The sequence below is a fragment of the Nocardiopsis sp. CA-288880 genome, from assembly GCF_050955985.1.
GTDB classification, from domain to species: domain Bacteria; phylum Actinomycetota; class Actinomycetes; order Streptosporangiales; family Streptosporangiaceae; genus Nocardiopsis; species Nocardiopsis tropica.
Map to the genome: position 1 here is coordinate 6,542,651 of NZ_CP192105.1, position 26,316 is coordinate 6,568,966.

The window sequence follows — 26,316 nt, forward strand, 5'->3', positions numbered from 1 at the left end:
CGCCGGACGCGTCCGGGCGCCCTCGGGGGACCGGCCCCCGCTCCCCCGACGCGCGTTCCCACCGCGCACCGGTCCGCCGCCGGGGGCCGGCGCGGATCAGAAGGGCGTGTCCGCGTCCGCCGGGGGGTCGTCCTCCCGGCGCTCGTCCATGGCGGCGGCCATCTTGGCCCGGGCGCCCTCCAGCCACTGCTCGCACACGCGGGCCAGCTCCTCGCCCCGCTCCCACAGGGCCAGGGACTCCTTGAGGCTGAGCCCGCCCGACTCCAGTCGGCGGACCACCGTGTTGAGCTCCTCGCGGCTCTCCTCGTAGCTCAGCTCCGGCACGGCGGCCTCGCCGTCCCTGCCGTCGGTCTTCGTGCCCTTGGCGGCCATCTCTACTCCCCCTCGGTGGTGTCTTCGGTGTGGACGGACTCCACGGTGGCGGTCAGGCTGTCCTCGGCGAACCTCACCCGCAGGGACTCCCCCACGTCCGGTTCCGCCGCGGAGCGCACCACCGACCCGTCCGGGCGCTGCACGACGGCGTACCCGCGTGCCAGCGTCGTGGCCGGGGACAGGGCGTGCAGGCGCGCCCTCGTGTGGCCGAGGCCCTCGCCGGCCCGGTCGAGCGACAGGGTGAGGCTCCGGCGGGCCCGGTCGCGCATGTCCGCGACCTGCTCCGCGAGCCGGTCGATCTCCCGGACGGGGCTGGCCAGGACCGGACGGGACCGGATGCCCGAGAGCCAGGAGAGCTCGCGCTCCAGCGCGCCCGTGAGGACCCTGCGCCCCCGGTCGCGCAGCTGCCTGACGATCTCCAGCTGCTCTCCCACGTCGGGGACGGTCTTCTTGGCCGCGTCGGTGGGCGTGGAGGCGCGCACGTCGGCGACGAGGTCCAGGAGCGGGGTGTCCTGCTCGTGGCCGATCGCGCTCACCACGGGCGTGCCCGCCGCCGCGACCGCCCGCACCAGCGCCTCGTCGGAGAACGGCAGCAGGTCCTCCAGGGAGCCGCCGCCCCGGGCGATCACGATGACGTCGACCTCCGGGTGCGAGTCCAGCTCCTTCAGGGCCTCCAGCACCTCGCGGACCGCACGGTCGCCCTGGACCGCGACCTGGCGCACCTCGAAGCGGACGGCGGGCCATCGGCGGCGGCCGTTCTCCAGCACGTCGCGCTCGGCCGCGGAGTCGCGGCCGCAGACCAGCCCCACCGTGGCGGGGAGGAAGGGCAGGGGCCGCTTGCGCCCCTCGTCGAACAGGCCCTCCGCCGCCAGGGTGCGCCGCAGCTGCTCCAGCCTGGCCAGGAGTTCGCCCAGGCCCACGTGGCGGATCTCCAGCGCGCGGAGCGAGAAGGTGCCGCGCACCTCGTAGAAGTCGGGTTTGGCGTGCACGACGACGCGCGCCCCCGCCTCGGGGGGCGGGCTCTGCGCGTCCAGCACCGAGGTCTGGCAGACCACCCGCACCGACACGTTCGCGACCGGGTCGCGCAGCGTGATGTAGGCCATCCGCCCCCGGCGGTTGAGCTCGGCGATCTGCCCCTCGACCCAGATCCGGCCCAGTCGGCCGATCCACTGGCCGACGGCGTTGAGGACGACTCGTACCGGTTGCGGCGCCTCGGCGGAACTCTCCATGCCCATGGCAACCGAGCCTAGGGGAGGCCGGGGACAGTTCCGGGCAGGCCGGTCACCGGGCGCGGCCGCGCGCCGTGGCGGCCGCGCCCGGCTCCGGTCAGCCCTGCGCGTCCCCGCCCGCGGACACCGTGTTGTCGATGCCGATGTCGGTGATGTCGGGTTCGCCCTCGGCGTGGTGGACGGTGTTCTCGGCACCGGTCACGTGGATGGACTCGGCGCCGCCGACGTGGACGGTGAGGGAGTTGCCCGTGACGGTGACCGCGCCGCACTGGCCGTTGAGGACGACCTCCGCGCCGCTGGCGGTCACGTTGACGTCGCGGCCCTCGCAGTCCTCCGTGACGCTGCCCTCGACCGACGCGATGTTGATGTCGCCGGTCCCGTCGTCGATGGTCACGCCGCCGCCCTCGTCGAGGGTCACGTCGCCGTCCTGGTTCCCGACCGTGACGTCGCCGTCCGAGTCGACGGAGACCTCTCCGTCCTCGCTTCCGACGGAGACGCCGTCGGGGTCGACGCTGACCTCCTGGTCGGTGCCGGGGATGCCGACCGAGCAGCCGGTCAGCCAGAAGGCCGCAGCAGCGAGGAGCGCGGCGGTGGAAGTCGCGGGACGCATGGTCATAGCCCTTCGAGCGGGAAGCGCCGTGGTGCGCTCGTCAGTAGGACGTTCCCCGCCCCCGTGTGGTTCCGCCGGGTCGCGGCACGGGCGCCTGCCGGGCCCGCCGACCGCTACGCCCCGGCTTCCAGCTTGGCGATGCGGTTGTCGTACATCTTGATGAACTCGGTGCGCCCTCCGTGCGCGACCTCGTAGGCGCGCAGGTCGCGGACCTGCTCGATGGTGAGCTTGCGCAGGCGCGCGCGGACGGAAGGGAGGGTGAGCTCGTCGTAGGTCGGCACGGCGAGGTCCTCGACGGCGGGCGCGGCCCCCTTGCGGACCTTCTCCAGCACCTCGTCGCTGGCGACGGTGGTGTGCGCCTCCGCGGCGGCCAGCTCCTCGGCGATGGCCGGGGCCTCCTCGGGGACGTCCTCGGTGGCCGGGACGACGGGCTCCGTGCGGACCTGGGCCCCCTCCTCGGGGGTCTCCGCCTTCTCGGGGGCGGCCTTCTTCTCGGCGGTCCCGGACTCCGGGGCGGGGGTCGCCCCTGCCACGGGGGCCTTCTCCCCGGGGGCCTCCGCCGGCTCCGCGGCGGCCGGCGCCGCAGCGGCGGGCTCGGGGGCGGTCGGCTCCGCGACGGCGGGCTCGGAAGCGGCGGGCGCCTTCTCCCCGGCCTCCGGCTCCGTGCCCTCCGGCTTCCCGGCCCCGGGGGCCTCCGCCTCCGCGGCGGGCTCGGGGGTCGCGGTGGGCGCGGCGGCGGGGGCCGGGCTCCCGGCGGCGGCCTTCTCCCCGGCCGCCTCGGCGGCGGACGGGGCGGCGGTGTCCGCGGGCTCGGCGGGGGCGGCCGGCTTCTTGCGCCCGAAGATTCCCTTGGCCAGGGTGATCAGTTTCGTGGCGATCGTCGGGTTCGACATAGGACGGGGGCTCCTGGGTGGTCTCGGCGGTGGGGTCGGCGGCACGCGTCCAGCAGACCGGGCAAGGCCGAGTCGGGGCGAACCGCCTGTGACAGATGCGATGGTGAACCAGGATAGAGGAGGGGGAACACCGCGAGCAGGGGATGGGCGAACGATTTCGCCACTTCGATCCACGACCGGACACATCCTGTTGCGATACCGTCACCTTGGCCCCGGCGGGGCGCGGATATCCCCGTAACGGTGCCATCGCCCACACCAGGGTCGTACACGGACCAAGCCACCTAGGATGTACGCATGACTGCGATGACGACTGCCACGAACCAACGCCGTGTGCTCCTCGCCAACCCCCGGGGTTACTGCGCCGGTGTCGACCGCGCGGTCATCACCGTCGAGAAGGCCCTGGAGCAGTACGGCGCCCCGATCTACGTGCGCAAGCAGATCGTGCACAACACCCACGTGGTGCGCACCCTGGAGGAGCGCGGCGCGATCTTCGTCGAGGAGACCGAGGAGGTGCCCGAGGGCGCCATCGTCGTGTTCTCCGCGCACGGCGTCTCCCCCGCCGTCCACGAGGAGGCGGGGAGGCGGCAGCTCAAGACGATCGACGCGACCTGCCCGCTCGTCACCAAGGTCCACAAGGAAGCCAAGCGCTTCGCGGCGGAGGATCGCGACATCATCCTCATCGGCCACATCGGCCATGAGGAGGTCGAGGGCACCAGCGGTGAGGCCCCGGAGCACATCCAGATCGTGGAGAGCCCGGACGAGGTCCACAAGGTCCGGGTCCGCAACCCGGACAACGTCTCCTGGCTGTCCCAGACCACCCTCTCGGTGGACGAGACCACCCAGACGGTCGACGCCCTGCGCGAGAGGTTCCCGAACCTGCTCGACCCGCCCAGCGACGACATCTGCTACGCCACCTCCAACCGCCAGGACGCCGTCAAGGCGATGGCGCCCGAGTGCGAGCTGGTCATCGTGGTCGGCTCCGACAACTCGTCGAACTCGGTCCGCCTGGTCGAGGTCGCCCTGGACGCGGGCGCCGACGCCTCCTACCTGATCGACAACGCGTCCCTCATGGACGAGGCCTGGCTGGAGGGCGTGACCACGGTCGGCGTCACCAGCGGCGCGTCCGTGCCGGACATCCTGGTGCGCGAGCTGCTCGACAAGCTCGCCGGGCACGGCTACGGCTCCGTCTCCCCGGTGACGACCGCCGACGAGACGCTGACCTTCTCGCTGCCCAAGGAGCTCCGCCGCGACCTGCGCGCCGAGTAGCGCCGGTCCCGGCATGCCGAACGCCCGGCGGGTGCGCCCGCCGGGCGTTCGCCGTGTCCGGGGTCAGCCCTCGGGGGACTCCGAGGGCTCCGCGTCCCCGCCGCCCTCCGCCGCGGGGAGGTCCTCCAGCCCCTCGGCCAGGTGGGCCAGTTCGTCGAGTTCGGCCGAACCGGAGACGACCAGGGTCACGCCCTCCTCCCACAGGACCAGGGCGCCCCAGTCCTCGGAGTCGTAGTGCTCCCACTCGCGTCCGCCGACCGCGACCGTGCCGACCTGCTCGGCCTCCTTGACGCGCTCCGCGACGACCTGCTCGGGGTCGGCGTCGCTCTGGGTGAACATGGCGTGGCTGTCGGCCGCCGTGGCGAAACCGACGCTCCACTCGACCGGACCGCTCACGTTGAGGGTGGAGCTGGTGGGCGTCCACCCCTCGTCGGTCAGCTCGGCCGAGGGCGCCCTCACGGGGTAGTCGGCTGCCTCCCCCAGGACGTCGGCGTCCGGCCGGTAGTCCACGGTGGGGATGTGCTCGCCCGAGCGCGTGGAGACCACGAACGCCATGATCAGGACGATGCCCACGAGGATCCCGAGGGAGATGGCGTAGTTCTTGAAGGTCGCGCTGGACCGGCTGTACTCACTCATGACAGGGTCCAGCTTGCCGCAGGTCCGGGGCCTTTCCGACCCGGGGTGGGCTTAGCGGCGCGCGCCCCCGGCCCGCGGCGGCCCCGCCCGCCCCCGGGGCCGGCTGTGCGAGCGGAGCGGGCGCCGCGGGGGCGCGGCGCCGGGCGCGGGCCCGGAACGGTCCGCGGGAGACCGCCTAGGCCCCGGGGTCCGCGGTCCGGTGCCGCGGTTCGAGCCGGGTGAGCAGGCCGGTGATGTCGTCGGCGAGCCTGCGCGCCTCGGCGTCGTCGCGGCGCACCACCTCGGCCACGGCCAGCAGCATGGCCCCGCTCACGACGATCAGGAGGGCCTCGTCCACCGGCTCGTCCGCCTTGCGGAACAGGGCCACGTTGCGATCGGTCCACTGGGTGAGCCGCGACCGCAGCTGGTGGTCGAACCCGGGAGGGCCGTCACCGCTGAAGAACAGGCGGGTCGTGTCGCCCTCCTCGATGCATCCGAGGAGGTAGGCGTGCGCGGCGATGTTCATGAGCCGTGTGGGATCGCTCTCACCGCCCGCCCTGGCCTCCACGACCGCCTGGTGGGTCCGCTCCTGCTGGCGCTGCTGGAACTCCTCGTACAGGGCGAGATAGAGGTCCGCCTTGCCGGTGAAGTGGTGGTAGAGGCTCCCGACGCTGGCCCCCGCCACCGAGACGACCTCGCTGACCCCGGCCTTGGCGAAACCCACCGTGTGGAAGACCTGGGCCGCCGCCCTGAGCAGGGCGCTGCGGGTGGCCGCTCCGCGTGGGGAGACCCGCGCGGGCTTCACCAGCTTCTCCGGCTTGTCCGTCTTGTCCACTGTCACACCCTCACTCCAGTCCGGCCGCTCCGGTCCGGATCCCGCCAGAGTAGACCTTCGCGCCCTCCGGACGACCGGCTCGGGCGGCCGCGCGGGTACCCGGGGCCGCTCGGGGATCACGTCGGGTGACTACCCTAAGACCTGTCCCCCCGCCCTGTTCCCTGTCGGAAGGTGTCACGTCCATGTCGCAGCCCAGTAGCCCGTCCGCGCAGCCCGCGGCGCCCGACCGCAACCTCGCGCTGGAGCTGGTCCGCGTCACAGAGACCGCGGCGCTCGCCGCCGCCCGCTGGGTCGGCAAGGGCGACAAGATCGGCGCCGACGGCGCCGCCGTGCGCGGCATGCGGCACATGATCAGCACCGTGTCGATGAACGGCACGGTCGTGATCGGCGAGGGCGAGAAGGACAACGCCCCGATGCTCTACAACGGCGAGCGCGTGGGCGACGGCGGCGGCCACGACTGGGACGTGGCCGTCGACCCCGTCGACGGGACGACCCTGACCGCCATGGGCATGCCCAACGCCATCGCGGTGATCGCGATGAGCCCGCGCAACACCATGTTCGACCCCTCCGCGGTGTTCTACATGGAGAAGCTGGCCGCGGGCCCGGAGGCGGCGGACGTGGTGGACATCGCCGCCCCTGTCGCCGACAACGTCCGCGCGGTGGCCCGCGCCAAGGGCAAGTCGCCGCAGGACGTGACGGTGGTCATCCTCGACCGCCCCCGCCACAAGCAGCTCGTGCAGGACGTGCGCGACGCGGGCGCCCGCATCAAGTTCATCAGCGACGGCGACGTGGCCGGAGCGATCATGGCGGCCCGCGCCGGCACCGGCGTCGACCTGCTCCTGGGCATCGGCGGCACCCCGGAGGGCATCATCACGGCCTGCGCCATGAAGTGCCTGGGCGGCGTCATCCAGGGCCGCCTGTGGCCGAAGGACGAGGAGGAGCGCCGCAAGGCCCTCGACGCAGGGCACGACCTGGACCGCGTGCTGTACACCGACGACCTGGTCGCGTCCGACGACGTGTTCTTCGCCGCGACGGGCATCACCGACGGCGAGCTGGTCGGCGGCGTGCGGTACGAGTCCTCGCGCGTCATCACCGACTCCCTCGTCATGCGCGGCCGCAGCGGCACCGTCCGCCAGGTGCTCAGCGAGCACCGCCTGAGCAAGCTGTCCGCGTACAGCGGCGTGGACCTCACCTCCGCTCCCTGACGCGGCGTCCCGGGCCCGGACACCCCTCGTCCGGCGCCCGGGCCCGGCGCCCGGTGGCAGGATCCCGCCGCTCCCCCGGCCGGTGGGGGCGGCGCGGGCGCCCTCTCCCCGACCGGCCGTCCGAAAATGGCGCGGAACGCGAACCACACCGGGGTGGACAGGCATCAGACCCGGCGTTGGCTGCGCGGTCGCGCGCGAAGAATTCCCCCGTCGGAGGTCCGATGTCCCACCCCGATCCCTCACAGCAGCCCCAGTGGCAGCATCAGCCGCCCGGGCGGCCCGGGCAGGGTTTCCCTCCGCCGCAGGGCCCCGTCCCCGGTCAGCAGTACGCCGCCCCGCCCGGCGTGCCCGGCGCCCCGGGCGGCGGCGTCCCCGGGGGCCCGCCCCCCGGCCAGTACTCCGGCGGGTACGGCCCGCCTCCGGGCGGTGGCGGCGGGCGCAACCGCTGGCTGATCCCCGCCGCGGCGGGCGTGGCGCTGGTCGTGATGGGCGGAACCGTCTGGGCCACCGTCTCCCTGGTGAGCTTCGGCGGTCCGCAGCCCGAGTCCGTGCTCCCCGGCAGCTCCGTCGCGTTCGGCAAGGTCGACCTGTCGATCGACGGGTCCCAGGCCATGGAGCTGATCCGGTTCGTCGACCAGCTCCCGGCGGAGATGACCGAGGAGATGGACGAGCCCGACGGCGACATGACGGAGCTGTTCGCGGAGGTCTTCGTCGAGGCCTTCCCCGAGTCCCGCCAGGCCGACGTGGAGGAGTGGATCGGCCAGCGCGCCGGCGTCTCCGTGTGGCCGACCGCCGACGCCGCGGCCGAGGTCGACGAGGGCTCCGGCCTCGCGATGGCGCTGGCGCTGGCGGTCGAGGACGAGCGGCGCGCCGAGGAGGAGCTGGCCTCCCTCGCGAGCGGCGACGACACCCTCCACTTCGAGATGACCAACGGCTTCGCCCTGCTCTCCACCTCCGAAGAGGCGCTGGCCGACCGGGCCGCGCAGGTGGACGAGCACGGGTCCCTGGAGGACTCCGACGTCTACTCCGGCGACGTGGCCGACGTGCCCGGAGGAAGCCTGGCCGTGGGCTGGACGGACTTCACCCGCCTCATGGAGGTGGAGGGCGTCGCCGCGGAGATCCAGAGCGGGATGGCCGCCGAGACCGGTGAGGTGAGCGGCCGGGCCACCGCGTCGCTGCGGATCGACGGCGACTACCTGGAGGCGCGGGCGGACGTCTTCGACTTCGAGGTGGACAGCGCCGACCTGGCCTGGCTGGCCGAGACGCCGGGCGCGAGCGTGGCGGCGATGGAGTCGCTTCCGGAGAGCACCGTCATGGCGTTCGGCGCCAGCGGACTGGACACGGCTCTGACCGACGCCTACGAGAGCGACGAGATCCCGTTCCTGAGCGGCAGCGGCGAGATGCAGGAGATGGAGCGCGAGTTCAACGCCATGGGCGCTCCGCTGCCGGAGGGCTTCACGAACCTGCTGGGCTCGTCCACGGCGTTCGGCGTCACCGGCATGGACCTGGACAGCTTCTTCGGCTCGGCCTACGGCGGCGGCGAGGAGTTCTCGTTCCAGTACCGCGCGGTCGGCGGCGACGAGGGCGTCCTGGGCGACTTCGTCGAGAACGTGGTCGCCTCCGACCCGTACGCCACTCCCCCGGGTGTGAGCACCGACGGGGACGCCGTCGTCGTGGCGAGCGGCAGCAGCGCCACCGGGCGCCTGGGCGACGACCCGGTGTTCCAGCAGACCATGCAGGAGATGGACGACGCCGTGGTCGCCGGCTACTTCGACATGCGCCAGGTGCTGACGGACACCGAGGTGCAGAACCCCGCCGAGTGGGGGGCGATGGGCCTGGCCGTGAGCGTCACCGAGGAGGGGCGGCGCAGCGGCGTCGAACTGCGGTGGTCCCCCAGCGGCGGCGGCGAGTGAGCCGGCGCGCGGCCCTGTAGGGCGCGCGGGGCGGCAGGACGGACGGCGCGGGAGCCCCGGAGGACGGGGCCCGCGCCGTCCGCGTGCCGCAGCCCCGGGGGCGGGCCCGACCCCCGCCGGTGCGGGCCGCCCGACCGGGGTGTTCTCAGCCGACGACGCGCCGTCGCATCTGGAAGCCCGCCAGGAACCACATCAGCACGATGAACCCCAGCAGCACCCCGACGTGGAGGAGCGCCGCACCGGCGCCGAGCCCTCCGAACACCGAGCCGCGGATCAGCTCGACCGCGTGGTAGAGCGGGTTGGCCATGGCGGCGCCCTGCACCCAGGCGGGCAGCTCCGTGAGCGGGAAGAACGTGCCCGCGACCAGGAACAGCGGAGTGAACAGGCCGCTGAACACGTAGTCCATGGACCGCACCGACGTGATCACCGCGGAGATCCAGATGCCGAAGAGCGCGAAGGCGAACCCGGCCAGGAACGCGATGAACGGCACCAGGAGCATGCCCGGACCGGGGCGGAGCCCGAAGCCGACGGCGACCAGCAGGGGGACGCAGCCGTACACGCCCGAGCGCATCGCCAGCCACAGGGCCTCGCCGGTGACGAGCTCGCGCACGTCCACCGGGGCGGCGAGGATGCCCTCGTAGGTGTGCAGGAAGCGCCGCTTGATGAAGGTGTTGATGACGGCGGGCATCATCGACTGGAACATCACGGACACCGCCACGATGCCGGTGCCGAGGAAGTCGATGTAGCTGAACCCGGCGAGGGTGCCGATGAGGGCGCCCATCCCGAATCCGAAGCAGAGCAGGTAGAGGGTCGGCTCGACGACGGCGGCGAACGTGGTGGCGCGCCAGGACTGGCCGTACAGGATCCACTCGCGGGCGACGACGCCGATCACGGCGTCGGCCTCGATCCGCCCGGGGCGCGCGTGGGCCTCGGGCCGGGCGTCGTCCCTGGCCCGGTCGTGCTGGATGCTCATTCGACGCTCTCTCCGGTCAGGGTCACGAACACGTCCTCCAGGGTGCTGGCCCGTCGGTGGGGGGTCCCCAGCCGGTCGCGGAGGGAGTCGGGCAGCTCCTCGGCGCGCAGGACCGACAGGGTGACGCCGGTCCGGCGGGTGGTGAAGCCGTGCTCGCGGACGCGGCGTTCGAGGACGTCGGGGCCCTCGTCCCCCGGGGTGTACTCCTCGACGGTGGAGCCCGCGTACTTGGCGACGAGGTCGGCGGGGGCGCCGCGCTCGACCACCGCGCCCTTCGCCATGAGCGCCACCTCGTCGGAGAGGCGCTCGGCCTCCTCGATGTAGTGGGTGGACATCAGGACGGTGACGCCCTCGTCGCGCAGCGCGGAGATGACGCCCCACAGGTCCTGGCGCACCTGCGGGTCGAGGCCGACGGTGGGCTCGTCCATGAGGACGAGCTCGGGTCTGTGGAGGAGGGCGCGGACGATGAGGAGGCGGCGGCGCATGCCCCCGGACAGGTCGTCCACGAGTGTGTCGCCCCGGTCGCCGAGCTGGGCGAGGCGCATGGCGCGGGCGACCGCCTCCTTGCGCCGGGCGCGCGGGACCCGGTAGAGGAAGGAGAACATCCGCAGGTTCTGCTCGACGGTGAGCTCTTCGTCGAGGTTGTCGTGCTGGGGGACGACGCCCATGCGGGCGCGGGCCCACTTGGACTCGGCGGGGATCGGGTGCCCGAGGATGCGGATCTCGCCCTCGTCCGCGAGGGACTGGGCGGTCAGCATCTTCATGGTCGTGGACTTGCCCGCGCCGTTGGGGCCGAGGAGGCCGAGGACGACGCCCTGGGGGACCTCCAGGTCGAGCCCGTCGACGGCGGTGAGCGTGCCGAAGCGCTTGACGACGCCGCGGAGCAGCAGTGCGGGCACGTCCGGTGCGTGCGGGGGTGCGCTGCCGGGGGTGGAGGACGCGCTCCCGGGCAGGCGGCGGCCGGGCACAGGTGTGGTCATGGCCCAACCGTAGGCACCGGTTGCCCGGAATTCCAACGGGTTTACGCCTGCCGCGCGGCCTGTTCGCGCGCCCCCGGAGGCCGGGCGCCGCAGGCGGGGGCCGCCCCGGCCGTCCCCGCGCCGTGCCCTCCCCGGGGGCCGCGGAAAACCCGTTGCGCCCGCTCGGAGCCCCTGCCTACCATCGTCACTTCCGGGCCGGGGAGCCCGGAACCGGAGACGATTCCCGGGGGCCGACGCCCCACGGGTCGAGGACAGGTGTTGATGAACCGGAACGCGCCGAGCGCGCCTCACATCCCTGCGGGCCCCCGCACCGTCTGACGCGGCGCCCCTTCCGTCGAGAAGCGCTCGGCCTGCTCCTGCTGCCTCGTACCACTTCCAGCAAGGAGTTCCGGGTGTCCACCACCGATTCACCGTATGAACCCAGCCCCACCCTGCGCACCAGCACCTTCACGTGCCTGCGCTGCGGCCTGTCCGTGTCCGCCCTCGCTCCCGGGGGAGAACGGCGCGACCACTGCCCGAGCTGCCTGACCTCGCGCCACGTCGTCGACCAGGTCCGGGGCGGCCGCTCCGACTGCGGCGGGCGCATGGTCCCCGTCTCCGTCGCGGTCGTGCGCGACGGGGCCTGGATGCTCGTCCACCGCTGCACGCTGTGCGACGAGCTGGCCGGGAGCTCCGTCTCCCGGGACGACAACCACCTCGTGCTCATGAGGATCGCGGTGCGGCCCCTCGCCGACCCGCCGTTCCCGCTCGACCTGTTCGGGGAGGTGTGAGCGTGGGACGGCGCAACGTGCGTGACCGTCGGCCCCAGCGGGCGAAGACCGTCCAGCACGCCGCCCGCGAGTCCGGGTCGTTCCGGTGCGCGGGGTGCCGTCTGGAGGTCCCCCTCGCCGCGCCGGGGACCAGCCACCGGAACCACTGCCCGAACTGCCTGGTCAGCCTGCACGTGGACCGCCGGATCCCCGGTGACCGCGCCGCCGACTGCCGGGGCAGGATGGTCGCGCTGAGCCTCGCCTCGCGTCCCGACGGGGAGTGGATGCTCATCCACCGCTGCGTTCGCTGCGGCGAACTCGGCTCCAACCGCGTGGCCGGGGACGACAACCCCCGCGCCCTGGTCCGGTTGGCGGTCCGCCCGCTCGCGGCCGCCTCCGACGCGGTGGCGAGGCGGGTGCTGCTCCGCCTGTAGGAGCGGCGCCGACGGGGCTCCGGAGGCGCCGCGGACGGGTCGGCCGGGAACGGGCCGTCCCGCCCGCGGCTCCCGGGCCGGCCGCCACGCCGGCCGGCCCGCGTGCGCCCCTCAGCCGCCCAGGGGCGTGAAGGGGTCCGGGGTCCCCGCCGTCCACCGGTTCAGGTGGGCGACCCCGGTCTCCAGCGTGACCCCGTCCCCGGCGCGCCGGCCGCGTTCGACGACGTAGAAGCGGCCGTCGTCCAGGGAGACCAGGCCGTACTGGCCGCCGGTGTCCCAGCCCCGGACCCCCGACTCCCCGTGGAGCATGCCGTCCCGGCGCAGCGAGAGGAGCAGGCCCTGCTCGTCGTCCTCCTGGCCGCGGACCGTGCCCCGCACCGGGGGCCGGGAGCCGTCGACCACGAAGAGGGAGTAGTCGGGGAAGTGCGGCTTGACGCCCTCGTAGGCCGCCATGAACCAGTCGCCGGTGCGCGCGTCGTACTCCAGGTTCTGCACGCCGTAGGTGGTGTTGCCGGTGTACACGAAGTACTTGCCCCCGACCCGGGGCGGGCCGCTGGTGTGGGGGGCGTCCTGGTCGAGCGGGCGCTCGTACCGCCTCCACGAGGAGGTGTCGTACTGGAGCAGCACCTGGTGGTCGTTGTCGGCGCGTCCGGGATGGGAGTAGACGCCGTAGGCGACCGTCAGCACCTCGCGGCCGCCGCCGCGGCCGAACCCGGGGCCGAAGGCCACTCCGTCGATGCCGCTGGACCCGTAGCGGTGGTCGGCCGTGTCGGCGACGTTCCCGTCGAAGACGCCGTCGCCGTCCATGTCCGCGGTGTAGTCCTCCACGACCTCGTCCAGGTGGACGGTGGTCAGGACGCGGTCGTCCTCCGCGTCCATGCCCGGCCGCGTGATGCGGTCGCCGTCGAAGATCGCGATGTAGAACGCCTCGGCCGCCTTGTACTCCAGCGAACCGTAGACGCGCCCGTCCCGGTCGTTGAAGTCGAGGTCGCCGAGGTGGCCCGTGAGGCCGGTGACCGTGCCGATCACCCGGCCGTCCAGGTCGGTCTTGACGACGGTGTCGGTGAAGGAGAAGTACATGTGCCCCTTCTCCTCGTCGAGCGCGGCGCCCTGGACGTGCCCGGACGGCCACGCGCCGCCGTCCACGGACAGGGGCGGCCCTCCTCCGGGCTCCCGCTCAGGGGCGTCGGCCGCCGCCGTGGCGGGCGCCAGCACCGCCGCTGCCGCCGCGACCGCCGCCCCGAGCGCGCCCGCCGCCCGGGCCCCTCTCCTCCATGTACCGGTTCCGCGCATCCCGCTCCCGCCCTCCACGCCCTCACCGTGTGCTGTCGGTAGGAAGCTATGCGCGTCCGGTGAACCGCGCGAGACCCCCGGGGGAACCCGGCGCGCACAACTGCGGGAGCCGCCGCCCCGCGGGGCCGCGACCGCGTCCCGGTCCGCCGGGCACGCACTAGGGTGGCGGTGTGAGTGAGGAAGTGTCCCCCGAGCGCCTCCGCGCCTCCGACACGGACCGCGAGCGCGTGCTGAAGGCCCTGCGCGACGCCGCCGCCGACGGCCGCATCGACCTGGAGGAGTTCGAGGAGCGCTCCTCCCTGGTGCACGAGGCCCTCACCCTGGGCGAGCTCCCCGGGGTCACCGCCGACCTCCTCCCCGTCGAGCGCCAGCCCATCCGCCTGGACCCGCAGCCCCTGGTCGGGCTGTTCGGCAGCACCGCGCGCCGGGGACGCTGGGTCGCCTACCCGGGCGAGTACGCGGTCGCCGTCCTCGGGCGGGTGGAGGTGGACATGCGCGAGGCCCTCCTCATGCACAACCACCACCGGATGACCGTGACCGCCGTCCTGGGCCGTGTGGAGATCGACGTCCCCGAGGGCGTCGAGGTGCGCCTGACCGGCTGGTCGTTCCTGGGGCGGCGCACCACCACCGCCCGCCGCTCCGGCATGTCCGACCCCCCGGTGCTGGAGATCGACGGTTTCTCGCTCTTCGGGGTGGTCCGCGTGCGCGCGCCGAGACGCCGCCGCTTCCTCGGCCGGCTCCGCCGGTCGCCCCGCCGCGGCATCGGTTCCTGAACGCGTCCGCTTCCACCTGCGGCGATGTCAACATGACGCGTGCAACACCGCCAAGCCCGGGTGAGGTGACGGTGTGCCCGGATGCGTCTGGCAGGCTTTGTGTCACAGGTTTTCCCAGGAGAGATGGGTTGCAATGAGTGAGTTCCGTATCGAGCACGACTCGATGGGTGAGGTCAAGGTCCCGGCCGAGGCCAAGTGGCGGGCTCAGACGCAGCGCGCCGTCGAGAACTTCCCGATCTCGGGCCAGGGCCTCGAAGGCGCCCACATCGCCGCCCTCGGCCAGATCAAGGCCGCCGCGGCCAAGGTGAACGCCGAGCTCGGCGTCATCGACGAGGACCTCGGCAAGGCGATCCGCGAGGCCGCCCTGGAGGTGGCGGACGGCAAGTGGAACGACGAGTTCCCGATCGACGTCTTCCAGACCGGTTCCGGCACCTCCAGCAACATGAACACCAACGAGGTCGTGGCGACCGTCGCCAAGGAGCGCACCGGCCTCGACGTCCACCCCAACGACCACGTCAACGCCTCCCAGTCGTCCAACGACGTGTTCCCCTCCTCCATCCACATCGCCGCCACGGCCGCCGTGCAGAACGACCTGGTCCCGGCGCTGCGGCACCTGGAGGGCGAGCTGTCCCGCAAGGCGGAGGAGTTCGCGTCCGTCGTCAAGAGCGGCCGCACCCACCTGATGGACGCCACCCCGGTGACCCTCGGCCAGGAGTTCGCCGGGTACGCCGCCCAGGTGCGCTACGGCGTGGAGCGCCTGGAGGCCTCCCTCCCGCGCGTGGCCGAGCTCCCGCTGGGCGGCACCGCCGTCGGCACCGGCATCAACACCCCCGAGGGATTCTCGGCCCGTGTCATCGCCGAGATCGCTTCCCACACCGGCCTGCCCCTCACCGAGGCCCGCGACCACTTCGAGGCGCAGGGCGCACGCGACGGCCTGGTCGAGCTGTCCGGCCAGCTGCGGACCGTCGCGGTCGGCTTCGCGAAGATCGCCAACGACATCCGCTGGATGGGTTCCGGCCCGACCACGGGCCTGGGCGAGATCTTCCTGCCCGACCTCCAGCCCGGCTCCTCGATCATGCCCGGCAAGGTCAACCCGGTCCTGTGCGAGGCCGTCCTCCAGGTGTCCTCGCAGGTCGTGGGCAACGACGCGGCGGTGGCCTTCGGCGGTGCGAGCGGCAACTTCGAGCTGAACGTGCAGCTGCCGATGATCGCCCGCAACCTGCTGGAGTCGATCCGGCTGCTGTCCAACGTCTCGCGGGTGTTCGCCGACCGCTGCGTCGCGGGCATCGAGGCCAACGCCGAGCAGTGCCGCGTCTACGCCGAGTCCTCGCCGTCGATCGTCACCCCGCTCAACCGCTACATCGGCTACGAGGAGGCCGCCAAGGTCGCCAAGCAGTCGCTCAAGGAGAAGAAGACCATCCGCGAGGTGGTCCTGGAGCGCGGCTACGTCGAGGCCGGCAAGCTCACCGAGGAGCAGCTGGACGACGCCCTCGACGTGCTGAAGATGACCAACTCCCGGTAGGCGGGGGCCGTCCCCGCGGGCGGCGGTCCGCGGTGTCCACGGGGCGCTCCGCACGGACGGGGCGCCCCGCCGCCGGGCGGCGGCCGGTCCGCGGGGGCGACGGCCGGGGGGCGCTCCGGTTCCACTCACCTGCCCCCCGGGAACCTTCCACACGCGGGAGGCGTCCGACATCCTTGTCAGAGCACCCGAAAGGCCCGCCTTCGAGAGGGCAGTACATGTCGAGCAACAGCGACAGCGAACAGATCGTCGCGGACCGCTACATCCTGCGCCGTGAACTCGGACGCGGCGGTATGGGCGTGGTCTGGGAAGCCTTCGACCCGTCCCTGGACCGCGTCGTCGCGATCAAGCAGGTGCTCCTCCCCGACCACTTCACCGACTCCGAGCGCGCCGACGCGCACGGGCGGGTCCGCCGCGAGGCGCGTTCGGCGGCGCGCATCAGCCATCCCACGGTGATCACCGTCCACGACGTCTTCGAGTACGACGGCGACCCGTGGGTGGTCATGGAGCTCGTGGAGGGCGGATCCCTCCAGGACCGGCTCAACGAACAGGGCGCCCTCCCGCCCGACACCGTCGCGGAGATCGCGGAGTCCCTGCTCAAAGCGGTGCAGGCGGCGAACGCGGCCGGAGTCCTGCACCGGGACATCAAGCCGGGCAACATCATGATGTCCCTGGACGGCCGGGTGATCCTCACCGACTTCGGCATCGCCACCATGGAGGGCGGTCCCAGCATCACCCGGACGGGCGCGCTGATCGGCTCCCCCGAGTACATGCCGCCGGAGCGCCTGGAGGGCGGGCCCGCGGAGCACCGGGGCGACCTGTGGAGCATCGGCGTGACCCTGTTCGCGGCGGTGGAGGGCACGTCGCCGTTCCGCCGGGACAGCCTCACCGCGGCCATCGCCGCCGTCATCTCGGCGCCCCTTCCGCCGATGACGCGTGCCGGACGGCTGGAGCCGGTCATCACCGGCCTCCTGGAGCGCGACCCGGACCGGCGGCTGACGGTGGAGGGCGCCCTGGCGCTCCTGCGCGGGCGCGGGACCTCCGGCGGGGGCCTCGGCCCGGCGGACGCCGCCGGAGCCGCGGGGGCGGCGGCGGGCGCGGCGGGCACGGGCCCCGGCACCGCCCCGGGCGCCGGCGGCCCCCCGTACGCCCACGGGTTCCGGAGCGGCGGGTACCCCGCTGCCGGGCCGCGGGCCGGCGGCCACGCCACGGGCCCCGGGACGGCCGGGCACGGCCCGGGGACGCCCCTCCCGCGGGGCGGGCCCCGCCCCGCGGGCCCGGTGACGCCGCAGACCCCCTTCCCGCCCGGCCGACGCCCGGCCGCCCCGTACGGGCACTCCGGCGGGGGCGGCACGGCCCCCCTCCACTCGGGGGGCCACAGCGGCTCCGGGCGGTCCGGTTCCGGGGCCGCCTCGACGGCCAAGGTGCTGTTCGGCGTCGGCGCCGGCCTGCTGGCCCTCCTCCTCGTCTCCGTGGTCGCGGTGACCGTGGTCCTGAGGTCGGGCGGCGCCGCGGGGGAGGCCGCCCCCAGGGAGGCGCCGACGCAGGGCGGCGCGCCTCCGGAGGAGCCGTCCCCGTCCGCGGAGCCCGGCGGCGGCAGCGGCGGCGAGCAGGCCGCCGCGGTCGAGGGGGACGACGGCGGGGAGCCGCCCTCCTACGACGAGCTGGACACGTTCAGCTCGCAGTGGTTCGACGTGGCACACCCGGCGGGCTGGGAGGTCGACGACAGCGAGATCGACAACAGCCTCGCGGTGTTCGTCGCCCCCGGCGGGGACCACCAGGTGTGGGTGACCGGGTGGACGGAGGAGGAGTTCACGGGGACGAGCGCCGAGTACCTCCGGCAGACCAACGGCGGCACCGACGCGGACGAGGACATCACGACGGACTACTCCGAGCTGGAGCTGGAGGAGTTCGACGAGGACGACTACGGGGAGGGCTGGGACGTCGCGATGGTGGAGTCCGACTTCACCAACGAGTCGTGGGCGACACCGGAGCGCCGCTTCTGGTCCTACGCGATCAGCGTGGACCACGAGGGCAGCAGGGTCTTCTACATGGTGAGCGTCAACGTCCCGCGCGAGGACGGGGACTTCTACGACGACCTCCACGAGGAGGTCGTGGAGACCTTCACCCCGCACCTCTGACCGGGCCCCGGGCACACGACGGCCCCCGCGGTGTCCCGCGGGGGCCGTCGTGTGCCCGGGATCAGTACCAGCCGATGGACTGGGAGTGGGCCCACGCTTCACACGGGGTGCCGTAGCGCCCCTTGATGTAGTCGATGCCCCACGCGATCTGGGTGGCGGGGTTCGTCTGCCAGTCGGAGCCGTGGGAGGCCATCTTGCTGCCGGGAAGCGACTGGGGGATGCCGTACGCGCCCGAACTCGGGTTCGAGGCGGTGTGGTTCCAGTTGCTCTCCTTCTCCCACAGGGGTTCGAGGCAGCCGGAGAACTGGTCCTCGCCCCAGCCCTCCGCGAGGACCATGTCGAGGGCGATCGACTTGGGGTCCCCGGTGAACTCGGGAACCTCCTCCTCTTCCTCCTCTTCTTCTTCCTCCTCGATGTCGCTCCCGTCGCCCTGGGCCGTTCTGACCCCGGCGCCGAGGGCGGCCTCGCTCTCTCCCCGGGCCTGCTGTCGCAGCTCCTGGAGTTCTTCCTGCGTCAGCTCGGAGGAGGCGAAGAACGCGTCCTCCCCGGTTTCGGTGTCGGCTGCGGATTCCTCGCTGTCCGGAACGGCGGCGCTGGCCGCCATCTCCGGGTCGACCCCGTCGTCCGCGAACGCGGAGACGGCGAACGTCGCACCCGCGACGAGGGTCGCCGCACCGATCACCGCTGTACTGCGCAGCGACATTCGGTTGAGTAGCACGATTGCCTTTCCCAAGAGGGGGTTATTGGCAGGGAAAGCCCCATTAATACCAGTTGTTCGCCTGGGAGTGGGACCAGGCGCCGCAGGGGTTCCCGTACCGGTCCTTGATGTAGTCGATGCCCCACGCGATCTGGGTGGCGGGGTTGGTCCGCCAGTCGTCGCCGTGGGAGGCCATCTTGCTGCCGGGAAGCGACTGGGGGATGCCGTAGGCGCCCGAACCCGGGTTCTCCGCGGTGTGGTCCCAGTTGCTCTCCTTCTCCCACAGGGGTTCGAGGCAGCCGGAGAACTGGTCCTCGCCCCACCCCTCCGCGAGGACCATCTCCAGGGCGATCTCCTTGGCCGAGCCCGCCGGGACGGCGGCCGCGCCGCCGCCGGAGGGGTCCGCGGGGTCCGAGCCGCCGCCGGAGGCGGTGGCGCCGGGTTCGGGCTCCGGTTCGGGCTCGGGGATGTCGCTCCCCGTCCCGCTGGCGGACCGGAGGCCCTCCTCCGCGGCCGCCGCGGCCTGGCTGCGGCTCTCCTCGCGCTCCTCCCCGCCGACCGCGGAGGGCTCGGCGAAGAAGTCGTCGGCGTCGTCCCCGGACTCCTGGTCGGGGACCACCGCGGCGGACGTGAGCCGTTCGGGCTCCACCGCCCCGGTCTGCGCGAACGCCGCCACCGTGAAGGCGCTTCCCGCGACCACGGCCGCGGCTCCGACGGCGCTCGCACGGCGCAGTGAGGTTCGGTCGATCAGCAAGGAGTGGCCCTTTCGCGTCGACGCACACGTGCCTTCGTGGGGCTGGTCGTGCGCGGTGCTTCGCCGCCGCTGACCACGTGGCCCGGACTGTGCGCGGAGGGGACGGGTCTTCTTCCGTTCGACCGACCGCGGCGGGGGACTTCCACGTGGGAGGGAGTGTTCTGTGCAGCGGACTCAGCCTGCATCATCGTCACGGCCAAGTAACGCCAGTTTTACTATGCCTTGGGTCACATCACGGAATGTGCCTGCGTTGCGGTCCTCTGACCTGCACAGCGCCACGAAGAGTCAAGTTCCGGTCAAGCGGGTCCACGTGTGCTCCACGTCTCCGCACCGGGGGACGCGGCTCTCGTCACCGCCCGGTCTGAGTACGTGTACCGATGCGCGCGGGCGGGACCGGGGACAGGATGGCGGTATGAACGCCCCAGGATCCCCACCGTCCCCCGCGGGTCCACGGCTCCACTGCCCGGACTGCCGCGCCCCGCTCCCCACCGGCGTGCGCGCGTGCCCGCGGTGCGGGCTGGCGCTCGTCGGCGACACCGCCCGGCGCCTCTGGCTGATCGACTCCGAGATCGCGGAGATCGACGGCCGCAGGCACCGCCTGCTCGGCGAGCGCGCCGTCACGATGCGCCTGCTGCGCCGCGAGTCGCTCCCGGCGCGGTCGGGCGCGCCCCTTCCCGGACGCGCCTCCGCCGACGGCCGTCCCGGGGCCGTCCGGGCCGAGGCCGGCCCGCGGCCGCCGCTCGGCTCCGCCGCCCAGGGGGACCCGGCCCCCGCGCCCGCCGGACACGGCTCCGAGCCCGTCGGCGAGGTCACCCGGCGCTCCGCCCAGAACGTGGTCCTCGGGCTGGGCGGCCTCCTCGTCGGCATCGCCGCCCTGGTGTTCGCCGTCTGGACCTGGAGCGACCTGGGCACCGGCGCCCGCGCGGGCGTCCTCGGCGCCACGACCCTGGCCTTCGCCCTCCTGGCCCTCCCGCTGCACCGGCGCGGCCTCAGGGCGACCGCCGAGACCTTCGGAGCCGTCGCCGCCGCCCTGCTGTGCGTCGACGCCCTCGCCCTGGGCCTGCTCCTCTCCGACCGGATCTCCAACGGGCCCGGCTACTCGGCCGCCGCGCTGGCGGCCGTCGGCGCGCTGACGGCGCTCTACCCGCTCCTCGTGCCGCTGCGGTCCCCGCGCGTCGTCGCCGCGCTCGTGGCCCAGCCGGTCCCGGTGCTGCTGGTGGCCGCGGCGCCCGGGGACGGGCTCCTGCCCTGGACCCTGCCCGCGCTCGCCGCCACCGCCCTCGCCGACCTGCTGCTGGTCCGCCTGCTCGGCGGCCCGCGCGGGGGCGTCCCCGTCCGCACCCTCCACGTGACCGCGACGGTCCTGTGGGGGTTCTCCCTCGCCCTCTCCTCGGTTCTCGTGCTCGCGGTCCCCGCGGCCGGCGACGCCGGCTCCTGGTGGGCCCTGTCGGCGGCCCTGCTGGTGTCCGGCGTGACGGGGCTGCTGTTCACCCGGCGCCCGCTGCCCTCCCTCCCCCCGGCCGGCGCCGGGCCGTCGGCGGTCCATGCCGTCGTCGCGCTCCTCGCCCTGGGGGCGGCGCCGCTGGCGGCCGGACCGGCCCACCTCCCCGTCCTCCCGCGCGTCCCGGGCACGTTCTGGTCCGAGGCCCCCGGCACCGCGACCGCCGCGGCGGCCGGGGTCCTGGGGCTCACCGGTCCCGGCGCGCCCCCGCTGTCCGGAGCCGCCTGGCTGGCGGCCGTCGCGGCCGCCGCCGTCCTCGCCCTGGCGGCCGCGGCCCTGCTGCGCCGCGACCTCCTGGCGCACGCCTCGGCCCTGGTGGCCCCGCCGACCCTGCTGGCCGTCCCCCTGCTGCTGCCCCTGCCCCTGGCGGTCGCGGTCGTGTGGGCCCTGCTCGTGGGCGCCGCGCTGGTCCTCGGCACCGCCCTCCTCCCCCGGCGGGGTGCGGGCCGGGTGTCCGCGGCCTCGGGGAGCCTCACCGTCGCCACGGGGTTCCTGTGGTCCCTGCCGGACCAGTACACGTCCCTGGCCGCGCTCCTCCTGGCGGGCGCGGTCCCGCTGGTCGGCCTCCTGCTGTTCCGCCGCGCCGACCGCGCGGGCGACGCCCCCGCCTCCCTGTACGGGGCGTGCCTGCTGCTGTGGGCGCTGGCCCTGGCGGCCGGGACGGTCTTCCTGGCGGCGCTGACCCTCGGCGGGGACGCGGCGCGTCCCGCCTGGTGGCTCCTCGCCGCCGCCACCCTGCTGGCGGGCGCGACCGCCCTGCTGTTCGGCAGGGTCCGCCGTCCGTTCGCCTCCCCCACGGCCGGAACCGCACCCGGAGGCGGTCGCGCGGCGGCCCGGCCCCCCGCCTCGGACACCGCCGACCCCCGGACGGCCTTCACCCTGTTCGGCCTCCTGCTCCTGCCCTCCGCCCCGCTGCTCGCCGGAGGGGGCCGGGACCCCGGGCTGTCGGCGCTCCAGGGGCCGTACGCCCCCTGGACCGCCCCGGCGTCGGCGGTGCTCGACCCCGCCCACCGGGTGCTGGGGCTCTCGGCCCCCTCCGGGACGGCCGCCGCACTGGGCGCCGCGCTCGGCGTGCTCGTCGCCGGCGCGCTGGTGGTGGCCCTGGTCCTCGTGGTCGACCGGAGGTGGACGGTGACCGCGGCCTCGCTCGCCGCGCCCACCTCCCTGGTACCGCTGCCGGTGCTTTTGGGCCTGCCGTACGCGGCGGCGGTGGTGTGGACGGTGTTCGTGGGAGCCGCGCTGCTGCTGGGCGCCACGCTCTCCGGCCGCTCCGGACCCGGCTGGGTGCCGACGGCGACCGGTTCGGCGACCCTCGTCCTGGGCCTGCTCTGGTCGCTCCCCGAGTACCGCACGACGCTGTCGGCGATCGTGCTGGTCGCGGCGGCCTCCCTGGTCTCGGCGCTGCTCCTGCGCCGCGTGGACTCCCCCGGAGCCGCGGCGCGCACCGCGCCCCTCGTCCCGGGGGCCCTCGCCCTCCTCGCCGTCGGGGCCTCCCTGGCGGCCTCCTTCACGCGGTCGGGGCCGCCCGAACCCGTGGCGTGGTGGTTGTCGGCCGCGGCCCTGCTGTGCGTCGGCGCCGCCTCGGTGGCCTCGGTCCGGCCGCACCGCCCCGGGGCGCCCCGGCCGACCCCCGGCCCCGCGCCGCGGCCCCCGCACCGGGCGGCGCCCCTCACCCTGCTCGGGCTCCTGCTGCTGGCGGCCGTCCCGCTCGTGGCCGGTCCCCGGTCCGTGCCCGCGCTCGCCGCGGCCTCCCGGGCGTACCCCCCGGGGACGGCACCGCTCTCGGCCCTGACGGACCCCGCGTACGCCGTCCTCGGCCTCGCCCCGCTGCCGGGACCGGTCGCCGCGGCCGCGGTCGCCGGGGTGCTGCTGTCCGGGCTGCTCTCCGTCGGCGCGGTCGCCGTGCTGGCCCGCAGGTGGACGCCGCATGCCGTCGCCCTGGTCGCGCCGCCCGCGCTGGCCCCGCTGCCCGTGGTCGCCGGCGCGCCGTTCCTCCTCGCCCTGCTGTGGGTGCTGGCGGTGGGATCCGCGCTCGTGGTGTGGTCCGCGCTGCTGCGGGACGGGCGCACGAGCCCGCTGCCGGGGCTGACCGGCCTCCTCACGCTGGCTCTGGGGCTGGGCTGGGCGCTCGCCGAGGAGCACACGGTCGCGGCCGCGCTGATGACCGCCGCGGTGGTCGCGTCGGTGGCCGCCGCACTGGCGCGGACGCCCGTCCCGGCCCTGGGCGGCACCGCGGCCGCCACCGCCCTCACCGGCGCGTTCGCCCTCGCCCTGCCCCTGGCCCTGGACGCGCCAGCGGAGTACGCGGCGCTGGCGCCCATCGCCCTGGTCGCCGCCGTGGCCGCGGTCGTGCCGAGGCTGCGCGGGGCGCTGGTGCCCGCCGCGGAGGTCCCGGCGTGCCTGTGGGCGGTGCTGGCGCTGGCCGTCGCCCTCGGCGCGGGGGCGCGGCCGGAACTGGTGGCGCTCGCGCTGGCCCTGGTCGGCGTGATCGCGTCGGCCACCGCCGTGCGGCCCGGCCGGTCGGGGTTCGCGGTGGTCGGCGGCCTGCTGATGTTCGCCGCCCTGTGGACCGCGCTCGCGGCGTGGGACGTGGCGGTGCCCGAGGCGTACACGGCGCCGCCCGCGTTCGCCGCCCTGGTCATCGGCTGGGAGTGGAGCCGCAGGGCGCCCGCCCCGCCGTCGAGCTGGGCCGCCTACGGCGGCGGTCTGGCGCTGCTGTTCCTGCCCACGGTGGTCCTGGTGCTCACCGGGGACGGCATGGCGTGGCGGGTGCCGGCCGTGCTGGTGCTCGGGGTGGCCGTCACCGTGTGGGGGCTGGCGGGGCGGCTCCGGTCGCCCCTGGCCCTGGGAGGGCTGGTGCTGGTGGCCACGTCGGCGCGAGCGTTCGGGCCGCCGCTGTGGGACCTGGCCCGGCTCGCGCCGAACTGGGTGCCGTTCGCGGTCGTGGGCCTGCTCCTCCTCGCCGTCGGCGCCCGCTACGAGGCGAGCCTGGCGAGGCTGCGGAGCCTGGGCCGACTGGTGTCGGGCATGCGCTGAGGGGCCGGAACCGGCACGCGCGGACGGCGGTCCGGGCCCGGCCTCGGCGGCCGGGCCCGGACCGCCCTCGCGTCAGTTCTCCAGCAGTTCGGTGACCAGGGCGGCGATGGGGGAACGCTCCGACCGGGTCAGGGTGATGTGCGCGAACAGCGGGTGGCCCTTGAGCTTCTCGATCACCGCGACCACGCCGTCGTGGCGCCCCACCCTCAGGTTGTCGCGCTGGGCGATGTCGTGGGTGAGCACCACCCGCGAGTTCTCCCCGAGCCGGGACAGGACGGTGAGGAGCACGCCGCGCTCCAGTGACTGGGCCTCGTCCACGATCACGAACGCGTCGTGCAGCGAGCGGCCACGGATGTGCGTGAGCGGAAGCACCTCCAGCATCCCCCGGTCCACGACCTCCTCGATGACGTCCTCGCTGGTCACGGCGGACAGGGTGTCGTGCACCGCCTGGCCCCACGGTGTCATCTTGTCGTTCTCGGTGCCGGGCAGGTAGCCGAGTTCCTGGCCCCCGACCGCGTACAGGGGCCGGAACACCATCACCTTGCGGTGCTGGCGGCGCTCCAGGACGGACTCCAGCCCGGCGCACAGCGCCAGCGCCGACTTGCCGGTGCCCGCGCGCCCGCCCAGCGACACGATGCCGACCTCGGGGTCGGTGAGCAGGTCGAGGGCGATCCGCTGCTCGGCGCTGCGCCCGTGCAGACCGAACACGTCCCGGTCCCCGCGCACCACCTTGACCGACTTGTCGGGCCGCACCCGGCCGAGCGCCTTGCCGCGCTCGGACACGAGCACCAGCCCTGTGTGGCAGGGGAGCTCCCTGGCCTCCTCGATCTCACTGGTGCCGCTCTCGAACAGCTCACCGATCTGGTGGGCGGGCACGTCCAGTTCGGCCATGCCCGTCCAGCCGTGCTCGATGGCGAGCTCGGCGCGGTACTCGTCGGCCGGGAGGCCGATCGAGGCGGCCTTGATCCGCATCGGCAGATCCTTGCTCACCAGCACGACGTTCCCGCCCTCCTCCTGGAGGTTGCGGGCCACCGTCAGGATCCGGGTGTCGCTGTCGCCGAGCCGGAAGCCCGCCGGCAGGATCTTCGGATCACTGTGGTTGAGCTCCACACGGAGCGTTCCGCCCTGGTCGTTCACCGGTACCGGGACGTCCAGTCGGCCGTTGGCGACCCGCAGGTCGTCGAGGCGGCGCAGCGCGTTGCGAGCGAAGTACCCGAGTTCCGGGTGGTGTCGCTTGCTCTCCAGCTCGGTGATCACCACCACGGGGATGACCACCTCGTGCTCGGCGAACCTGGCCATGGCCATCGGGTCGGCGAGCAGGACACTGGTGTCGAGCACGTGGACGCGCCTTCCCCGGCCTACCTCCGTGTGGGGGTCGGCGGGGGACTGGGTGTCACGGCGATCGGTCGAGGAACTAGCCACTCGTTCTCCCCTTGGGCACCGCGGGGGCGCCCTACTGTCACGGGATCATGGAGGACCGGGACCTGGCCCCAGAGGGCCGGGTCCGGCCCTCCTCGTCGACGTTCCGCGAGAGCGGAGGAGATCAATGAGCCGGGGCCTCCCGAACGGGTGGATGCACACCACCCGCTTGTTCCGACGCTACGCGCCCGCGACCCCGTTTCCAAGGGTCCCGCCCCGCCGCGCGGTGAACACCGCGTTAATGGGCAGGCCGACCGGGGGGACCGGGGGTCAGGAGCCGAAGCGCCGGTTGCGCGCACCGTAGGAGCGCAGTGCACGGAGGAAGTCCACCCTGCGGAACGCGGGCCAGTAGACCTCGCAGAAGTAGAACTCCGAGTGCACGCTCTGCCACAGCATGAAGCCCGAGAGTCGCTGCTCCCCCGAGGTGCGGATGAGCAGGTCGGGATCGGGCTGGCCGCGCGTGTAGAGATGCCGTGCGATGTCCTCGATGTCCAGGCGCTCGGCAAGCTCCTGGATACCGGTGCCCTTGGCCGCCTCCTCGTGGAGGAGGGACCGAACCGCATCAGCGATCTCACGTCTACCTCCATACCCGACGGCGACGTTGACAACCAGGCCGGGGTTGCCGGATGTCGCCTCTTCCGCCTCCTTCAGGGCGCGGGCGGTGGAGTCGGGCAGCACGTCGAGCGCGCCGACGGGGCGCGTGTTCCACCCCTCCTCGCGGAGCCGGGCGATGGTCTGCTCGATGATGCGCACCAGCGGGCCCAGTTCGGACTCGTCGCGGGTGAGGTTGTCGGTGGACAGCATCCACAGGGTGACCACCTGCACACCGACCTCGTCGCACCAGCGCAGCACCTCGAAGATCTTGTTCGCGCCGGCCTGGTGGCCCTCCTCGGCCGCACGGAGGCCGCTGCTCTTCGCCCATCGGCGGTTGCCGTCCATGGCGACACCGACGTGGCGGGGGATCTCCTGGCTGGTCAGCTGGCGTTCGAGCCGCCGCTCGTAGAGCCAGTACAGGGGGTCTCGGAGCCCCATTGGCGAAACCTCTCAGAGCTGGATCAAAGACAGCACACTCCTGTGAAGGATGTGCCGACGGGGATTCCTCCAGAGTA

At 74.0% G+C, this 26,316-nt stretch carries 22 protein-coding genes; 9 read left to right on the forward strand and 13 right to left on the reverse strand.

The features are described from left to right. Positions 1-96: 96 nt before the first annotated feature. The 4 genes from ACQPYD_RS28145 to ACQPYD_RS28160 form a co-directional block, all read right to left on the reverse strand. Entirely contained in the window at positions 97-372 is a 276-nt protein-coding gene (locus ACQPYD_RS28145) for an exodeoxyribonuclease VII small subunit (protein WP_433698432.1), read from the reverse strand. Positions 373-374: 2 nt separating this feature from the next. Then, positions 375-1,607, reverse strand: coding sequence for an exodeoxyribonuclease VII large subunit (gene xseA, locus ACQPYD_RS28150; RefSeq protein ID WP_433698433.1), 1,233 nt, complete (start codon positions 1,605-1,607; stop codon positions 375-377). A 91-nt stretch (positions 1,608-1,698) separates the two neighbouring features. Beyond that, positions 1,699-2,211, reverse strand: coding sequence for a DUF3060 domain-containing protein (locus ACQPYD_RS28155; RefSeq protein WP_433698434.1), 513 nt, complete (start codon positions 2,209-2,211; stop codon positions 1,699-1,701). Positions 2,212-2,324: 113 nt separating this feature from the next. Then, positions 2,325-3,104: a hypothetical protein gene (locus ACQPYD_RS28160; protein WP_433698435.1), complete on the reverse strand. Its 780-nt coding sequence runs from the start codon at positions 3,102-3,104 to the stop codon at positions 2,325-2,327. Positions 3,105-3,398: 294 nt separating this feature from the next. Between ACQPYD_RS28160 and ACQPYD_RS28165 the strand changes: the two genes are divergently transcribed. Then, on the forward strand, positions 3,399-4,370 hold the full coding sequence (locus tag ACQPYD_RS28165) for a 4-hydroxy-3-methylbut-2-enyl diphosphate reductase (protein WP_267946537.1): 972 nt from the start codon (positions 3,399-3,401) through the stop codon (positions 4,368-4,370). A gap of 63 nt (positions 4,371-4,433) precedes the next feature. Here the strand turns inward: ACQPYD_RS28165 and ACQPYD_RS28170 are convergent, their stop codons facing one another. Both ACQPYD_RS28170 and ACQPYD_RS28175 read right to left on the reverse strand, forming a co-directional pair. Then, on the reverse strand, positions 4,434-5,006 hold the full coding sequence (locus ACQPYD_RS28170) for a DUF4245 domain-containing protein (protein WP_433698436.1): 573 nt from the start codon (positions 5,004-5,006) through the stop codon (positions 4,434-4,436). 175 nt (positions 5,007-5,181) lie between these two features. After that, positions 5,182-5,826, reverse strand: coding sequence for a TetR/AcrR family transcriptional regulator (locus tag ACQPYD_RS28175; RefSeq protein ID WP_433698437.1), 645 nt, complete (start codon positions 5,824-5,826; stop codon positions 5,182-5,184). A gap of 176 nt (positions 5,827-6,002) precedes the next feature. Between ACQPYD_RS28175 and glpX the strand changes: the two genes are divergently transcribed. Continuing rightward, on the forward strand, positions 6,003-7,025 hold the full coding sequence (gene glpX / locus ACQPYD_RS28180; RefSeq protein WP_433698438.1) for a class II fructose-bisphosphatase: 1,023 nt from the start codon (positions 6,003-6,005) through the stop codon (positions 7,023-7,025). Positions 7,026-7,246: 221 nt separating this feature from the next. Further along, a complete protein-coding gene (locus ACQPYD_RS28185; protein WP_433698439.1) occupies positions 7,247-8,938 on the forward strand; it encodes a hypothetical protein in 1,692 nt (563 codons plus the stop codon). Between the two features lie 145 nt (positions 8,939-9,083). On the opposite strand, the gene ACQPYD_RS28190 is transcribed toward ACQPYD_RS28185, so the two are convergent. Both ACQPYD_RS28190 and ACQPYD_RS28195 read right to left on the reverse strand, forming a co-directional pair. Continuing rightward, complete coding sequence (locus ACQPYD_RS28190; protein WP_433698440.1) at positions 9,084-9,911, reverse strand: ABC transporter permease; 828 nt, start codon at positions 9,909-9,911, stop codon at positions 9,084-9,086. Continuing rightward, positions 9,908-10,891 carry an ABC transporter ATP-binding protein gene (locus ACQPYD_RS28195; protein WP_433698441.1) on the reverse strand — a complete coding sequence of 328 codons (984 nt, stop codon included), beginning with the start codon at positions 10,889-10,891 and terminating at the stop codon, positions 9,908-9,910. The genes ACQPYD_RS28190 and ACQPYD_RS28195 overlap by 4 nt, the downstream gene beginning before the upstream one ends. A gap of 392 nt (positions 10,892-11,283) precedes the next feature. Here ACQPYD_RS28195 and ACQPYD_RS28200 point away from each other — a divergent pair, with 392 nt between their 5' ends. Both ACQPYD_RS28200 and ACQPYD_RS28205 read left to right on the forward strand, forming a co-directional pair. Beyond that, the gene (locus tag ACQPYD_RS28200) at positions 11,284-11,661 is read left to right on the forward strand and encodes an RNHCP domain-containing protein (protein WP_267946543.1); all 378 of its coding nucleotides are present in this window, start codon (positions 11,284-11,286) and stop codon (positions 11,659-11,661) included. Further along, positions 11,658-12,074 carry an RNHCP domain-containing protein gene (locus ACQPYD_RS28205; RefSeq protein WP_433698442.1) on the forward strand — a complete coding sequence of 139 codons (417 nt, stop codon included), beginning with the start codon at positions 11,658-11,660 and terminating at the stop codon, positions 12,072-12,074. The genes ACQPYD_RS28200 and ACQPYD_RS28205 overlap by 4 nt, the downstream gene beginning before the upstream one ends. A 111-nt stretch (positions 12,075-12,185) precedes the next feature. On the opposite strand, the gene ACQPYD_RS28210 is transcribed toward ACQPYD_RS28205, so the two are convergent. Further along, positions 12,186-13,367 (reverse strand): hypothetical protein, encoded by a 1,182-nt coding sequence (locus ACQPYD_RS28210; protein ID WP_433698443.1) that lies wholly within the window; start codon positions 13,365-13,367, stop codon positions 12,186-12,188. Between the two features lie 182 nt (positions 13,368-13,549). Here ACQPYD_RS28210 and ACQPYD_RS28215 point away from each other — a divergent pair, with 182 nt between their 5' ends. The 3 genes from ACQPYD_RS28215 (at position 13,550) to ACQPYD_RS28225 (ending at position 17,800) form a co-directional block, all read left to right on the forward strand. Beyond that, positions 13,550-14,140: a DUF1707 SHOCT-like domain-containing protein gene (locus tag ACQPYD_RS28215; RefSeq protein ID WP_433702159.1), complete on the forward strand. Its 591-nt coding sequence runs from the start codon at positions 13,550-13,552 to the stop codon at positions 14,138-14,140. Between the two features lie 133 nt (positions 14,141-14,273). Next, positions 14,274-15,662, forward strand: coding sequence for a class II fumarate hydratase (locus ACQPYD_RS28220; RefSeq protein WP_433698444.1), 1,389 nt, complete (start codon positions 14,274-14,276; stop codon positions 15,660-15,662). Between the two features lie 215 nt (positions 15,663-15,877). Continuing rightward, the gene (locus tag ACQPYD_RS28225; protein WP_433698445.1) at positions 15,878-17,800 is read left to right on the forward strand and encodes a serine/threonine-protein kinase; all 1,923 of its coding nucleotides are present in this window, start codon (positions 15,878-15,880) and stop codon (positions 17,798-17,800) included. Positions 17,801-17,861: 61 nt separating this feature from the next. On the opposite strand, the gene ACQPYD_RS28230 is transcribed toward ACQPYD_RS28225, so the two are convergent. Together ACQPYD_RS28230 and ACQPYD_RS28235 are read right to left on the reverse strand one after the other, a co-directional pair. Continuing rightward, positions 17,862-18,518: a lytic transglycosylase domain-containing protein gene (locus ACQPYD_RS28230; RefSeq protein WP_433698446.1), complete on the reverse strand. Its 657-nt coding sequence runs from the start codon at positions 18,516-18,518 to the stop codon at positions 17,862-17,864. Between the two features lie 43 nt (positions 18,519-18,561). Further along, positions 18,562-19,251, reverse strand: coding sequence for a lytic transglycosylase domain-containing protein (locus ACQPYD_RS28235; protein WP_433698447.1), 690 nt, complete (start codon positions 19,249-19,251; stop codon positions 18,562-18,564). 412 nt (positions 19,252-19,663) lie between these two features. Between ACQPYD_RS28235 and ACQPYD_RS28240 the strand changes: the two genes are divergently transcribed. Continuing rightward, on the forward strand, positions 19,664-23,788 hold the full coding sequence (locus ACQPYD_RS28240) for an SCO7613 C-terminal domain-containing membrane protein (protein WP_433698448.1): 4,125 nt from the start codon (positions 19,664-19,666) through the stop codon (positions 23,786-23,788). A gap of 72 nt (positions 23,789-23,860) precedes the next feature. Here ACQPYD_RS28240 and ACQPYD_RS28245 read toward each other — a convergent pair whose 3' ends face one another. Further along, positions 23,861-25,210: a PhoH family protein gene (locus tag ACQPYD_RS28245; protein ID WP_433698449.1), complete on the reverse strand. Its 1,350-nt coding sequence runs from the start codon at positions 25,208-25,210 to the stop codon at positions 23,861-23,863. Between the two features lie 267 nt (positions 25,211-25,477). Then, positions 25,478-26,239, reverse strand: coding sequence for an isoprenyl transferase (locus ACQPYD_RS28250; protein WP_267946551.1), 762 nt, complete (start codon positions 26,237-26,239; stop codon positions 25,478-25,480). Between the last annotated feature and the right edge of the window lie 77 nt (positions 26,240-26,316).

Excerpts from the sequence above, each read along its gene's own strand:
- ACQPYD_RS28210 (WP_433698443.1), bottom strand. The coding sequence starts at position 13,367 with ATGCGCGGAACCGGTACATGGAGGAGAGGGGCCCGGGCGGCGGGCGCG.
- ACQPYD_RS28220 (WP_433698444.1), top strand. The coding sequence starts at position 14,274 with ATGAGTGAGTTCCGTATCGAGCACGACTCGATGGGTGAGGTCAAGGTC.
- ACQPYD_RS28160 (WP_433698435.1), bottom strand. The coding sequence starts at position 3,104 with ATGTCGAACCCGACGATCGCCACGAAACTGATCACCCTGGCCAAGGGA.
- ACQPYD_RS28165 (WP_267946537.1), top strand. The coding sequence starts at position 3,399 with ATGACTGCGATGACGACTGCCACGAACCAACGCCGTGTGCTCCTCGCC.
- glpX (WP_433698438.1), top strand. The coding sequence starts at position 6,003 with ATGTCGCAGCCCAGTAGCCCGTCCGCGCAGCCCGCGGCGCCCGACCGC.
- ACQPYD_RS28250 (WP_267946551.1), bottom strand. The coding sequence starts at position 26,239 with ATGGGGCTCCGAGACCCCCTGTACTGGCTCTACGAGCGGCGGCTCGAA.
- ACQPYD_RS28185 (WP_433698439.1), top strand. The coding sequence starts at position 7,247 with ATGTCCCACCCCGATCCCTCACAGCAGCCCCAGTGGCAGCATCAGCCG.
- xseA (WP_433698433.1), bottom strand. The coding sequence starts at position 1,607 with ATGGGCATGGAGAGTTCCGCCGAGGCGCCGCAACCGGTACGAGTCGTC.
- ACQPYD_RS28195 (WP_433698441.1), bottom strand. The coding sequence starts at position 10,891 with ATGACCACACCTGTGCCCGGCCGCCGCCTGCCCGGGAGCGCGTCCTCC.
- ACQPYD_RS28225 (WP_433698445.1), top strand. The coding sequence starts at position 15,878 with ATGTCGAGCAACAGCGACAGCGAACAGATCGTCGCGGACCGCTACATC.
- ACQPYD_RS28170 (WP_433698436.1), bottom strand. The coding sequence starts at position 5,006 with ATGAGTGAGTACAGCCGGTCCAGCGCGACCTTCAAGAACTACGCCATC.
- ACQPYD_RS28240 (WP_433698448.1), top strand. The coding sequence starts at position 19,664 with ATGAACGCCCCAGGATCCCCACCGTCCCCCGCGGGTCCACGGCTCCAC.
- ACQPYD_RS28190 (WP_433698440.1), bottom strand. The coding sequence starts at position 9,911 with ATGAGCATCCAGCACGACCGGGCCAGGGACGACGCCCGGCCCGAGGCC.
- ACQPYD_RS28155 (WP_433698434.1), bottom strand. The coding sequence starts at position 2,211 with ATGCGTCCCGCGACTTCCACCGCCGCGCTCCTCGCTGCTGCGGCCTTC.
- ACQPYD_RS28145 (WP_433698432.1), bottom strand. The coding sequence starts at position 372 with ATGGCCGCCAAGGGCACGAAGACCGACGGCAGGGACGGCGAGGCCGCC.